At 59.1% G+C, this 10,801-nt stretch carries 16 protein-coding genes and 1 pseudogene; 7 read left to right on the forward strand and 10 right to left on the reverse strand.

What is annotated here, in order from left to right; all coding sequences use genetic code 11:
- Positions 1-99 precede the first annotated feature (99 nt).
- Both sul2 and H6935_02405 read left to right on the forward strand, forming a co-directional pair.
- Positions 100-915 (forward strand): sulfonamide-resistant dihydropteroate synthase Sul2, encoded by an 816-nt coding sequence (gene sul2 / locus H6935_02400; protein MCP5277195.1) that lies wholly within the window; start codon positions 100-102, stop codon positions 913-915.
- A gap of 86 nt (positions 916-1,001) precedes the next feature.
- Positions 1,002-1,244 (forward strand): annotated as a pseudogene (locus H6935_02405) (phosphoglucosamine mutase).
- On the opposite strand, the gene H6935_02410 reads toward H6935_02405, so the two are convergent.
- The 4 genes from H6935_02410 to H6935_02425 form a co-directional block, all read right to left on the reverse strand.
- Complete coding sequence (locus H6935_02410) at positions 1,198-1,449, reverse strand: hypothetical protein (protein ID MCP5277196.1); 252 nt, start codon at positions 1,447-1,449, stop codon at positions 1,198-1,200. The pseudogene H6935_02405 and the gene H6935_02410 overlap by 47 nt on opposite strands.
- 30 nt (positions 1,450-1,479) lie before the next feature.
- Positions 1,480-2,973 carry an IS91-like element ISVsa3 family transposase gene (locus H6935_02415; GenBank protein MCP5277197.1) on the reverse strand — a complete coding sequence of 498 codons (1,494 nt, stop codon included), beginning with the start codon at positions 2,971-2,973 and terminating at the stop codon, positions 1,480-1,482.
- A gap of 210 nt (positions 2,974-3,183) precedes the next feature.
- On the reverse strand, positions 3,184-3,408 hold the full coding sequence (locus tag H6935_02420) for a hypothetical protein (GenBank protein ID MCP5277198.1): 225 nt from the start codon (positions 3,406-3,408) through the stop codon (positions 3,184-3,186).
- On the reverse strand, positions 3,405-4,142 hold the full coding sequence (locus tag H6935_02425; protein ID MCP5277199.1) for a recombinase family protein: 738 nt from the start codon (positions 4,140-4,142) through the stop codon (positions 3,405-3,407). The genes H6935_02420 and H6935_02425 overlap by 4 nt, the downstream gene beginning before the upstream one ends.
- Before the next feature lie 147 nt (positions 4,143-4,289).
- On the opposite strand from H6935_02425, the gene H6935_02430 reads away from it, so the two are divergent.
- The 5 genes from H6935_02430 (at position 4,290) to H6935_02450 (ending at position 7,271) form a co-directional block, all read left to right on the forward strand.
- Entirely contained in the window at positions 4,290-4,622 is a 333-nt protein-coding gene (locus H6935_02430; GenBank protein MCP5277200.1) for a helix-turn-helix transcriptional regulator, read from the forward strand.
- On the forward strand, positions 4,619-5,386 hold the full coding sequence (arsH, locus tag H6935_02435; GenBank protein ID MCP5277201.1) for an arsenical resistance protein ArsH: 768 nt from the start codon (positions 4,619-4,621) through the stop codon (positions 5,384-5,386). The genes H6935_02430 and arsH overlap by 4 nt, the downstream gene beginning before the upstream one ends.
- Positions 5,383-5,889 (forward strand): arsenate reductase ArsC, encoded by a 507-nt coding sequence (locus H6935_02440; GenBank protein MCP5277202.1) that lies wholly within the window; start codon positions 5,383-5,385, stop codon positions 5,887-5,889. The genes arsH and H6935_02440 overlap by 4 nt, the downstream gene beginning before the upstream one ends.
- Positions 5,886-6,953: an ACR3 family arsenite efflux transporter gene (gene arsB, locus H6935_02445; GenBank protein MCP5277203.1), complete on the forward strand. Its 1,068-nt coding sequence runs from the start codon at positions 5,886-5,888 to the stop codon at positions 6,951-6,953. Before H6935_02440 ends, arsB begins: the two co-directional genes overlap by 4 nt.
- 114 nt (positions 6,954-7,067) lie before the next feature.
- The gene (locus H6935_02450) at positions 7,068-7,271 is read left to right on the forward strand and encodes a hypothetical protein (GenBank protein ID MCP5277204.1); all 204 of its coding nucleotides are present in this window, start codon (positions 7,068-7,070) and stop codon (positions 7,269-7,271) included.
- A 36-nt stretch (positions 7,272-7,307) separates the two neighbouring features.
- Here the strand turns inward: H6935_02450 and H6935_02455 are convergent, their stop codons facing one another.
- The 6 genes from H6935_02455 to H6935_02480 form a co-directional block, all read right to left on the reverse strand.
- Positions 7,308-7,532 carry a type I toxin-antitoxin system ptaRNA1 family toxin gene (locus tag H6935_02455; protein MCP5277205.1) on the reverse strand — a complete coding sequence of 75 codons (225 nt, stop codon included), beginning with the start codon at positions 7,530-7,532 and terminating at the stop codon, positions 7,308-7,310.
- 63 nt (positions 7,533-7,595) lie between these two features.
- Positions 7,596-7,844 carry a hypothetical protein gene (locus H6935_02460; GenBank protein MCP5277206.1) on the reverse strand — a complete coding sequence of 83 codons (249 nt, stop codon included), beginning with the start codon at positions 7,842-7,844 and terminating at the stop codon, positions 7,596-7,598.
- Between the two features lie 4 nt (positions 7,845-7,848).
- Positions 7,849-9,276, reverse strand: a complete 1,428-nt coding sequence (gene trbL / locus H6935_02465; GenBank protein MCP5277207.1) for a P-type conjugative transfer protein TrbL — start codon at positions 9,274-9,276, stop codon at positions 7,849-7,851.
- Between the two features lie 10 nt (positions 9,277-9,286).
- The gene (gene trbK, locus H6935_02470) at positions 9,287-9,523 is read right to left on the reverse strand and encodes an entry exclusion lipoprotein TrbK (protein MCP5277208.1); all 237 of its coding nucleotides are present in this window, start codon (positions 9,521-9,523) and stop codon (positions 9,287-9,289) included.
- Between the two features lie 12 nt (positions 9,524-9,535).
- Entirely contained in the window at positions 9,536-10,315 is a 780-nt protein-coding gene (gene trbJ / locus H6935_02475; protein ID MCP5277209.1) for a P-type conjugative transfer protein TrbJ, read from the reverse strand.
- Positions 10,316-10,455: 140 nt separating this feature from the next.
- Positions 10,456-10,644 carry a stabilization protein gene (locus tag H6935_02480; protein ID MCP5277210.1) on the reverse strand — a complete coding sequence of 63 codons (189 nt, stop codon included), beginning with the start codon at positions 10,642-10,644 and terminating at the stop codon, positions 10,456-10,458.
- Positions 10,645-10,801 lie beyond the last annotated feature (157 nt).

Here is a 10,801-nt window from a genome sequence, read left to right on the forward strand (position 1 = left end):
AATGGATCACCGCAAACAGGTTACTCGCCTGGGGATTCCCTTTCGACCCGAGCATCCGTATGAGACTCATGCTCGATTATTATTATTATAGAAGCCCCCATGAATAAATCGCTCATCATTTTCGGCATCGTCAACATAACCTCGGACAGTTTCTCCGATGGAGGCCGGTATCTGGCGCCAGACGCAGCCATTGCGCAGGCGCGTAAGCTGATGGCCGAGGGGGCAGATGTGATCGACCTCGGTCCGGCATCCAGCAATCCCGACGCCGCGCCTGTTTCGTCCGACACAGAAATCGCGCGTATCGCGCCGGTGCTGGACGCGCTCAAGGCAGATGGCATTCCCGTCTCGCTCGACAGTTATCAACCCGCGACGCAAGCCTATGCCTTGTCGCGTGGTGTGGCCTATCTCAATGATATTCGCGGTTTTCCAGACGCTGCGTTCTATCCGCAATTGGCGAAATCATCTGCCAAACTCGTCGTTATGCATTCGGTGCAAGACGGGCAGGCAGATCGGCGCGAGGCACCCGCTGGCGACATCATGGATCACATTGCGGCGTTCTTTGACGCGCGCATCGCGGCGCTGACGGGTGCCGGTATCAAACGCAACCGCCTTGTCCTTGATCCCGGCATGGGGTTTTTTCTGGGGGCTGCTCCCGAAACCTCGCTCTCGGTGCTGGCGCGGTTCGATGAATTGCGGCTGCGCTTCGATTTGCCGGTGCTTCTGTCTGTTTCGCGCAAATCCTTTCTGCGCGCGCTCACAGGCCGTGGTCCGGGGGATGTCGGGGCCGCGACACTCGCTGCAGAGCTTGCCGCCGCCGCAGGTGGAGCTGACTTCATCCGCACACACGAGCCGCGCCCCTTGCGCGACGGGCTGGCGGTATTGGCGGCGCTGAAAGAAACCGCAAGAATTCGTTAACTGCACATTCGGGATATTTCTCTATATTCGCGGTTCAGCAGGCATGTCCCCTTTGAGGGCGACCCGACGACAGGATAATCGACCTTATGGTGCGCAAATATTTCGGCACAGACGGTATTCGTGGCAAAGCCAACGAAGGCGCGATGACGGCGGAAACCGCCTTGCGCGTCGGCATGGCGGCTGGCCGTGTCTTTCGTCGCGGTGACCACCGCCATCGTGTCGTGATCGGCAAGGATACGCGCCTGTCGGGCTATATGCTTGAACCCGCGCTCACAGCCGGTTTCACCTCGATGGGCATGGACGTATTCCTTTTTGGCCCGCTGCCGACAACGTATAGGAAGAATAAACGCCCTTTTCACCCAAGTCCAACAGCTTTGGACCGCAGTTGACTCTTTCGACACCCCTGCGATGCAACCCAATCCGGCTGACGGGGAGCCAGCAACGCTGAAAATTTACCCTCCTCTTTCCCACTAGCGGCTCCTTTTCCGACAACCAGCACGGCGGATCCCTGCCGCGGCGCTGTGAACGCAGCATTTTGATTGGTATCGTTGGCCTTCAGGCTCGTCAGTCAAACAGACCCAGGAGCAGCTCAGCCGGTGGCGCCCGGCTTTCGGGTAACGCCCTGGTCCCGCTGGTTTCGGCTTTGTGCTTCAGGTGATCAAGGATCTGCTTGATCACTATAGGGTCTTCAATGCAGGCGATGACTTTCATGGCGCCGCCGCAGCCGCTGCAGGTCTCGATGTCGATATTGAAAACACGCTTGAGCCGTTGCGCCCATGTCATCGACGCTCGCCGTTGTGCTGGTGTTGCCGGTTCATCAGCCACCCTGACCTTGTTGCCCCTGCCCCGTTTTGCCGGCGTGACCAACGCCCGGTGCCGACTGTTGGGTGCGAACACCCCGTGGAAGCGGGTTAGGTTGACTCTGGGCTTCGGTACCAGGGCGGCCAGCCTTGCAATGAAATCCAATGGTTCGAAAATGACGTGCGTGGTGCCGTCCCGGTACGGCGTCTTGAGCTGGTAGCGCACGTTGCCGCCTCGTGTTAACGACAGCCGCTTCTCGGATACCGCCGGGCGGCTGATGTACCGGCACAGCCGTTCGAGCTTCTTGCGTTCATCGGCCCTGGCCGCCACGCCGGCGTGCAGGCTGAACCCGGCTACCTTGCCAATCCCGTCACCGAACGGATCACCACTGGTCGGCAGAGTTTGCAAAGTGAACACCTTTCGCCCCGCCTGTGAACCGACAGCGATACGGTAAGTGATCGAGTGCCCCAGCAGGGGTGTCATCGGGTCGTCATCCACCGCATCCGAGGCCAGATAGCTGTTTTCGACATCCCGTTCCAGCAGGCCTTGCCGTTCCAGATAGCGACCCACCCGGTGGGCGATGGTGTGCGTCAGCTGGGTGAGCTCTGGGCTGGTCGGCGCCTTGACCCAGCGGAAACGCGCTGAGCCGTGGGATTGCTCGACATACACACCGTCGAGAAACAGCATGTGGAAGTGAACATTCAGATTGAGCGCCGATCCAAAACGCTGGATCAGGGTGACCGCGCCCGTCTTGGCCACTTGGTGGGTATGGCCCGCTTTCTTGACCAGGTGCGTGGCAATGACGCGGTAAACGATGCCCAGCACCCGCCCCATGATCTCGGGCCGGCTGGCAAACAGGAAACGCAGCTGAAACGGGAAACTCAACACCCACTGACGCATGGGTTGTTCAGGCAGTACTTCATCAACCAGCAAGGCGGCACTTTCGGCCATCCGCCGCGCCCCACAGCTCGGGCAGAAACCGCGACGCTTACAGCTGAAAGCGACCAGGTGCTCGGCGTGGCAAGACTCGCAGCGAACCCGTAGAAAGCCATGCTCCAGCCGCCCGCATTGGAGAAATTCTTCAAATTCCCGTTGCACATAGCCCGGCAATTCCTTTCCCTGCTCTGCCATAAGCGCAGCGAATGCCGGGTAATACTCGTCAACGATCTGATAGAGAAGGGTTTGCTCGGGTCGGTGGCTCTGGTAACGACCAGTATCCCGATCCCGGCTGGCCGTCCTGGCCGCCACATGAGGCATGTTCCGCGTCCTTGCAATACTGTGTTTACATACAGTCTATCGCTTAGCGGAAAGTTCTTTTACCCTCAGCCGAAATGCCTGCCGTTGCTAGACATTGCCAGCCAGTGCCCGTCACTCCCACTCGATTGTAAACAAGCACACAAAACCCTTTAGTGACAACAATTTGCAAGAACTATCAGGCTCAGTGCCATGAAAAATACCATGACCAGATCATGAGGTTGAACACGGCTTGCGCCGGCAGCGTTCACGCTCCTGGTCGGCGATCTCGCCCGGCTGCAATGCTAGCTCAGCATCGGTCATGCGCTCCAGCACGTCGCGTAGGCGGATGGTGCAAGGAATGGGCGGCAGCTCGAACTCATAGCCGCCGGCGATCATTTCGGCCGCAATCTCCTCGGTGATGAAAAACGGCTCGTCGTCTTGGTTCGGCTTCTTCATGCCCTTTCCTCCTGGCGCTCATCCTGGCCGACAGCGGCCAGGGCATCGGCTTCCGTCAATGCGTCCTCCACGAACGCGCCGTGCTGCTTCGCTTCGGCCTGGCTGACCTCGGCCCATATCCGTTTCACCTGGGCCGCACTGTACCCGGCCAGCTCGGCGGTCTTGTTGATGCTGTAGCCGGACTTGCGCAGCGCGACAACTTGGGCGCGGCGCTTCGGATCAGCACGGCGGCCCTTGTACCGCCCGGCCTGGCGGGCCAACTCAATGCCTTGGCGCTGGCGTTCGCGCCTGTCCTCGTAGTCGTCGCGGGCCATCTGCAAGGCCAGGCGAAAAAGCATGATCTGCACGGCTTCCAGCACGATCTTGGCGACGCCCTGGGCCTCGGCCGCCAGGTCGGATAGATCGACCACGCCAGGGACGGCCAGGCGTGCGCCTTTGGCCTGTATCGAGGCCACCAGGCGCTCGGCCTCGGGCAAAGGTAGGCGGCTGATGCGGTCGATCTTCTCGGCAATGACCACCTCGCCGGGCTGTAGGTCGCCGATCATGCGCAGCAGCTCAGGCCGGTCGGCGCGTGCGCCGGATGCCTTCTCACGGTAGATGCCGGCGACGTAGTAGCCGGCGGCCTTCGCGGCCGTAGTGATCGCCTCTTGGCGTTCCAAGTCCTGCGCGTCGGTGCTGACGCGCAGATAGACCCGCGCCACCATCGGCGCGGCTACTGGCTTCGTCCTGCGCATACTTGCGGGCTCCTTTGGGCATACTCAAATGCACCCATCTTAAACTGGCAGGCCAATTTATCACATATCGATCTAAATGCGCCTAGCTCATTTTTACAGCTTAAATGAGCTATTGAGCACACTCCATATTTCGACTATTATTGAAACATGGAAACGATAAATGCTGTAGCCGCCCTGGCGGCCATCGCTCAAGAATCGCGCCTCGCGGTGTTCCGGCTTCTCGTCCAGGCCGGCCCCGCCGGCATGGCCGCCGGAAAAATCAGCGAAGCGGCCGGCATCCCGCCGTCTTCGCTATCCTTCCACCTGAAAGAGCTGGCACACGCCGGCATGGTCACGTCGCGGCAAGAAGGCCGATTTGTGATCTACGAGGCGAACTTTTCGACGGCCACTAACCTGGTGGCCTTTCTCACGGAAAACTGCTGCGGCGGCCAGGTGTGCAACCTGTCTTGCACCACGGAAGCCGGGAAGGTGTTGGCATGAGACTTCGCCATCTTTCCGACCCCGATTCTTTGCCCGCTTTGGACAAATCCTTTGCCATCGAGCGCCCGGCGCTCGGGCTGGCACCCGACGCCCCGCCGGTGCGTATCCTGCTGCTGTATGGCTCGCTGCGCGCCCGCTCGTTCTCACGGCTGGCCGTCGAGGAAGCGGCCCGGCTGCTGCAATTCTTTGGCGCAGAAACACGCATCTTCGACCCGTCCGATTTGCCGTTGCCCGATCAAGTGCAAAGCGACGATCACCCGGCCGTCAAGGAGCTGCGCGCCCTGTCCGAGTGGTCAGAGGGACAAGTCTGGTGCAGCCCGGAACGCCACGGTCAGATTACCAGTGTCATGAAGGCGCAGATTGACCATCTGCCGCTTGAAATGGCCGGCATCCGGCCGACCCAAGGCCGCACCCTGGCCGTGATGCAGGTATCCGGCGGCTCGCAGAGCTTCAACGCCGTGAACACCTTGCGTCTGCTCGGCCGCTGGATGCGAATGTTCACCATTCCGAACCAGTCGAGTATCGCCAAAGCGTTCCAAGAGTTCGACGCGGCGGGCCGCATGAAGCCCTCGCCGTACTACGACCGAATAGCCGATGTGATGGAAGAACTGGTGCGCTTCACGGCGCTGGTACGGCCGCACCGTGAAGCACTGACAGACCGCTATTCCGAACGGAAAGCGGCCGGCCACGTCATCGACGAGGCCACCGATCTTTCATCCATCGCCATTGCTCCCCAGCCACTACCAGAAAGCGAAACATCATGACCGAAAGAATCTATAACGTCCTCATCCTCTGCACCGGCAATTCGGCGCGCAGCATCATGGCCGAAGCTCTCATCAACACGATGGGGCAAGGGCGCTTCCGCGCCTACAGCGCCGGCAGTCACCCAACCGGCAAGGTCAATCCCTTCGCCGTCGAAAAGGTGGAGTCGGTGAATTACCCGACCGAGAATCTGCGCAGCAAGAGCTGGGACGAGTACGCCACGCCCGACGCACCGAAGATGGACTTCATCATCACCGTCTGCGACAACGCCGCCGGCGAAATGTGTCCGGTGTGGCCTGGTCAGCCGATCTCGGCGCATTGGGGATTTGAAGACCCGGCCGCCGTCGAAGGCACTGACGCCGAGAAGCGCCGGGCCTTCGAACAAACCTTCCGGCACATGATGAACCGCGTCCGCCTGTTCGTGAATCTGCCTCTCAAAATGCTTGACCAGACGGCCATCAAGCGCGAGCTGGCGAACATCGGCAAGACCGAGCAGGAAGCATGAGCGCCGGCGCACAGGCCATCGCCGCGAAGCCGCGCCAGGCCCCGATGAGCGGCTTCGAGCGTTACCTGACGCTGTGGGTGGCCCTGTGCATCGTCGCCGGTGTTGCGCTCGGCCAGGGCCTTCCTGACGTGTTCCAGGCCATAGGCCGCATGGAAGTGGCCCAGGTCAATTTGCCGGTGGGCCTGCTGATTTGGGTAATGATCGTCCCGATGCTGGTCAAGATCGACTTCGGGGCGCTGCACCAGGTCAAAGAGCATTGGCGCGGCATCGGCGTCACGCTGTTCGTGAATTGGGCCGTCAAGCCATTCTCGATGGCCCTGCTGGGGTGGCTGTTCATCCGACAAGTGTTCGCTCCGTTCCTGCCGGCCGATCAACTGGACAGCTACATCGCGGGCTTGATCTTGCTGGCCGCCGCGCCCTGCACGGCAATGGTGTTCGTGTGGAGCCGCCTTACCAACGGCGACCCGCTTTTCACGCTCTCGCAAGTGGCTCTGAACGACGCCATCATGATCGTGGCCTTCGCGCCCATCGTCGGCCTGCTGCTGGGCATGTCCTCGATCTCGGTGCCTTGGGACACGCTGCTGATTTCGGTCGTGCTCTACATCATCGTGCCGGTGATCCTGGCGCAGCTCTTGCGGCGGCATCTGCTCAAGCAAGGACAGGCCGCCTTTGAACGGGCCATGCAGAAGATCGGGCCGTGGTCGATGGCCGCGCTGCTGCTGACGTTGGTTCTACTGTTCGCCTTCCAGGGCGAGGCCATCATCCGGCAGCCGTTAGTGATCGCCATGCTAGCCGTGCCGATCTTGATTCAAGTGTTCTTCAATTCCGGGTTAGCCTACTGGCTGAACAAGCGGGCGGGGGAAAAGCACTCTGTCGCCTGTCCTTCGGCCCTGATCGGTGCCAGCAACTTCTTCGAGCTGGCCGTGGCGGCCGCCATCAGCTTGTTCGGTCTGCACTCCGGCGCTGCATTGGCAACCGTGGTCGGCGTCCTGGTCGAAGTGCCGGTGATGCTGCTGGTCGTGCGCGTGGTGAATCGCTCGAAGAGCTGGTACGAACGAGGTTGAACATGAGTAGGAAAAAACTGAGGAAATGATTGCAGATTGCCGCGCCGGCCGCTTCCTGGCGCATTCGATCACTGACCTGGAACACCTAGTATCCATGCTTGCTGAGGTCGCCCGATGACAGACCCAAAGAACCTAGAGAACAGGCTGCATGAGAAGGCCGACCCGGCCCGCGCCGTTTCCACTGGTCGGGTGCGCTACACACTGGCCGAACTACTGGCCGACGCGGAAGCATCCGGGGCTTACCCGCTGCCGCCGGAGGAACGCGAATGGATGGATGCGCCGTCTGTGGGTCGGGAATGGCCAAACAGTGAAGATTGAAAAAGGCGGCCAGTTCGAGTGGCCGCCCTTTCGTCATTAGCTGCACGCTTGGCGCAAGGCGTTCATTGCTTCTTGAAAATCAGCCTGTGTCGCCCGGCCCGTTTCAGCTTGGTAGTACACCACCATAAAAGCATTAGCGACGGCTTCGGCCAATGGCCCAAGGCTCCGCGCTTCCGCTTGGTTGATGTACTCCAAAGAAGAAAGAATAGCCGCTGCTTGATGCACTGCTTGCCCTGGTTCGATAATATGTTGTGTTGTCATAATTCACCTCTCCAGTAGGTGTTGATTGAAAGTGCCGGGCTGGTTGTGGCCAGCCCGGTGCGCCTACAGGTACAGCCCCGCCGCCTCCGCGAATGCTGACCGCTCATTCCTGCCGCCATTAACCTCAATACTTATCGGCTTAGTTTCGCTCTCTCTCATAGGGTCTGGCCGTGATACAAAAGCGGCTGTTTCTGTCTCTGCATCGACCTCGGTCGATTGATCACCCAGCGGCGAAATAAATACCTGGCTGACTTCTTCCCTTGGCGCTTCATCCAGGGCCGCCAATGCGGCCATGTATGTTGATGTCGTCATCGTGCTAACTCCTGACTTCGTTACTATCTGGGCCAGAATCGGCGCCCAAGCTATTGCCCTCGAACTGGCCAGATTGGCTTGCTTCTTTCGGCTCCATGCTTTCGCGTATCGAAGCAGCCAGTTTTCCGCCTGTGGTTTCGCTCACTCGCTCCTGGAATCCCTGCTTCACTTGAGAGCCGACACCCTTGGCTAACTCGGAGGCCGTGCCTGTGGCCAGCTTCGCGGCCTTGGCAAAGCCGCCACCGCTTGAGCTACTGCCGCTGTCACCAAAGCCAGCCGCTTGGGCGAATGGGCTACTGCCAGCAGTACCCGCTTCACCACCACCGTTTCCGCCACTGCTGACAACTGACCCCATGCTGGACATGTCACCGCCGGTTTCCATACTCGCTGATGCTTTCTGAAAAGCCGCTTGGAGTGCACTTGCACCTCCGGCTGCACCGGCTGCGGCACCCATAACCGCTTTACCTGCCAGGGCAGCGCCGCCAGTTGCCATACTGGCCGCCGTCACCGCCGCCCCAACTGCCGCACCCGCACCGAAGTTTCCAATTCCACCGGCTGCGCCAATACCACCACCAGACACAAGACCAGAAATCATCGGCGGAACTTTGTTGACCAAGAAAAGCAAGATGACCGATATAACCAACATCACGGCCAGTTCCTGGGATGCCATGTTCTCGCTGATTTGCGTGTAGTAGTGATTGATGAACTCTTTGCCAATCGCAACCAGAAGCACCATTGCCATAAGCTGTGCGGCCAGGCCCAGCACGGTCTTGTAGTAATTGATCGCCATGTCGGAAGTCCAACGACTTCCACCAAAGCCAAGGAAGAACACACCGGCATACAACAGAATCCAGGCTGATGCGAGCAACAGCAACAGGTTGACCGCAATCAACGCCAGGACAAACAAAACAGCCAGGGCCATTAGCTCCATGACCAGAGCAGTTGCCATCTGCCGCCATCCCAGCTCCGAGGTGGCCTGTACTGTGCGGTTGTATAACTCGAAACCAAGATCAAGGATGCTGGAGGGCCCAAGATTGCTATTGGAAAGTCCCCCCGCCTGCGCGCCCAGAGTTTGCAATGACTGAACAATCGTACCGGCGATATTCATGCCCTGGTTCGCATTCGTCAGCAACCACCAGAAAAAGCCGGTGAAGATCGTGAAGCGAACGAACTCCGCGAAGAACTCGCCAATGTCGGCCTTGCGCAAAGCCATCATGCCGAATGTCCAGACCATCGAAATCACAACCAGCGTCCAGAACAAACGCGATGCAGCGGACTCAATAGCTGGCCCCCATGTTGCGGCAGCATCATGAAAACGCTTGAGCACATCATTCATAACACCGCTGCTACTTAGCTCCTGCGCCATTGCAGGTTCAGCCAGCACCATTGTGGCGACCATCATCAAGCCACCTAGAGCAATTTTCTTTCTCATGGCGACCACCTCAATAATCATCTTTAGGGCTGGGCTTGAACTCCCACTGACGCATCTGCTTGGCCTTCTGGAATGCTCTGCATTCCTCGGTAAAGGCCTCTCGGTTCGCTTCGCTGCGCATTTCATTCAGTGCTGCCTGGAACGCATCGGGGGCACACGTCGCCGCATTTGGTTCGGGCATCCTTTCCTGTTCACATCCAGCCAACAACAGCAACGTAGCCGCGGTAGTAAAAAAGATTTTTTTCATCTCACCGCCTCCCTAGTAGTTGTCTGCCGGACTCGGGCGAAACGTCCAGGTACGCATTTGCTCGGCCCTGGCATCACCTCGCGCCTCGGCATCGAGTTCTGCTGCAATCCGGGCTGCCTCCGCGTTGTGTTGGGCGGTCAACATGGTGCGAATCTGCAAGAGCTGATTGGCCTGCTGGCTGGCGAGCTGGTTGGCGTAGCCGATGGCCTGTAGCTGGCCAGTTGCACCCTGGGCCGCGCCTTGCAGCCGCTCCAGGGTACGGGCGTCATCCTTCAAAGCCTTTTGCTGGTCGGCAACGGTCTGGAACAGGGCATCGTTGGCCTTCTTTTGCGACTCTGACGCCAGGCGGCGGTTCTCTTCCATCGCTGCCTTTTCGGCCGGCGTGCATCCGCCGCTGCCGTTGAAGCATGGCGAGCTGCGGTAATAGGCCACGTCCTGAAACTTGGCCAGGTAACGATCCAGGCTGCCTAGCTGGTTCTCGTAATAGGCCAGCGTGTTTTGCGCGGCAATCAGCCGGTTGATCGTAGTCTGCGCCTGATCCCAGATATACGCGGCTGGGGCCATCGTGTTCTGGAGCTGATTTTCGTACTGCTGCAACTGGGTCTGGTACTGCTCAATCTGCTTGAGCGTCTGCGCCACCGACTCGATGGCCGTCATGATGTTCTGGGCCAGGTTGCCGCCGTCGATGACGGGGATACCAGCTTGCACAGGGGCGGTGGTAGTGGTGATAAAGCCGGTTGCGAGTGCAACGGCTAGAGCGGTTTTTTTAGCCGCTAAAATTTTGGACTTCATGGTCGTACTCCGTCGATGAAAAGAAGGCATTGCCTTGACCAAGCGTTGTGCTTGTTCTCGGCAACGTTTCATCGAAGAGCTACGCCACTAGCTGATCGGTATTGCCCTTGGCGCTGAGGCCCGGACTTACAAACGTAAAACTACTCTGTTTTTTTATCGCTTTCGGACAAGCCAACTTCCCGGCCAATCTCTTCAAGCTCTAGCGGCTGTACTGCCGCCGTCAGTATTTCGCGTATTTCCGCGTCGGTGCTCCTATCGTTGAGCGCTGCTCGAACTTTCAACGCACGGTGCACCTCGGCGGGTAAATTCCTGATAAGCACATTTGCCATATCAATACCCTTTTGGTGTACCCGACAACCATGCTATCAAAGATATTAAAAATAGCAAGACCTATACTCTTGCAACCGGCGGTAGCCGATCAGCCCCGCAGGGCAGGATTCCCGTTGAGTGCCCCCGGCGCGAATAAGGGACAGTGAAGATAGATAA

Source organism: Thiobacillus sp. (assembly GCA_024235835.1).
GTDB lineage: Bacteria > Pseudomonadota > Gammaproteobacteria > Burkholderiales > Thiobacillaceae > PFJX01.

Coding starts and splice junctions, on each gene's coding strand:
- sul2 (MCP5277195.1), top strand. CDS start 100: ATGAATAAATCGCTCATCATTTTCGGCATCGTCAACATAACCTCGGAC.
- H6935_02410 (MCP5277196.1), bottom strand. CDS start 1,449: ATGCTGCGTTCACAGCGCCGCGGCAGGGATCCGCCGTGCTGGTTGTCG.
- H6935_02415 (MCP5277197.1), bottom strand. CDS start 2,973: ATGCCTCATGTGGCGGCCAGGACGGCCAGCCGGGATCGGGATACTGGT.
- H6935_02420 (MCP5277198.1), bottom strand. CDS start 3,408: ATGAAGAAGCCGAACCAAGACGACGAGCCGTTTTTCATCACCGAGGAG.
- H6935_02425 (MCP5277199.1), bottom strand. CDS start 4,142: ATGCGCAGGACGAAGCCAGTAGCCGCGCCGATGGTGGCGCGGGTCTAT.
- H6935_02430 (MCP5277200.1), top strand. CDS start 4,290: ATGGAAACGATAAATGCTGTAGCCGCCCTGGCGGCCATCGCTCAAGAA.
- arsH (MCP5277201.1), top strand. CDS start 4,619: ATGAGACTTCGCCATCTTTCCGACCCCGATTCTTTGCCCGCTTTGGAC.
- H6935_02440 (MCP5277202.1), top strand. CDS start 5,383: ATGACCGAAAGAATCTATAACGTCCTCATCCTCTGCACCGGCAATTCG.
- arsB (MCP5277203.1), top strand. CDS start 5,886: ATGAGCGCCGGCGCACAGGCCATCGCCGCGAAGCCGCGCCAGGCCCCG.
- H6935_02450 (MCP5277204.1), top strand. CDS start 7,068: ATGACAGACCCAAAGAACCTAGAGAACAGGCTGCATGAGAAGGCCGAC.
- H6935_02455 (MCP5277205.1), bottom strand. CDS start 7,532: ATGACAACACAACATATTATCGAACCAGGGCAAGCAGTGCATCAAGCA.
- H6935_02460 (MCP5277206.1), bottom strand. CDS start 7,844: ATGACGACATCAACATACATGGCCGCATTGGCGGCCCTGGATGAAGCG.
- trbL (MCP5277207.1), bottom strand. CDS start 9,276: ATGAGAAAGAAAATTGCTCTAGGTGGCTTGATGATGGTCGCCACAATG.
- trbK (MCP5277208.1), bottom strand. CDS start 9,523: ATGAAAAAAATCTTTTTTACTACCGCGGCTACGTTGCTGTTGTTGGCT.
- trbJ (MCP5277209.1), bottom strand. CDS start 10,315: ATGAAGTCCAAAATTTTAGCGGCTAAAAAAACCGCTCTAGCCGTTGCA.
- H6935_02480 (MCP5277210.1), bottom strand. CDS start 10,644: ATGGCAAATGTGCTTATCAGGAATTTACCCGCCGAGGTGCACCGTGCG.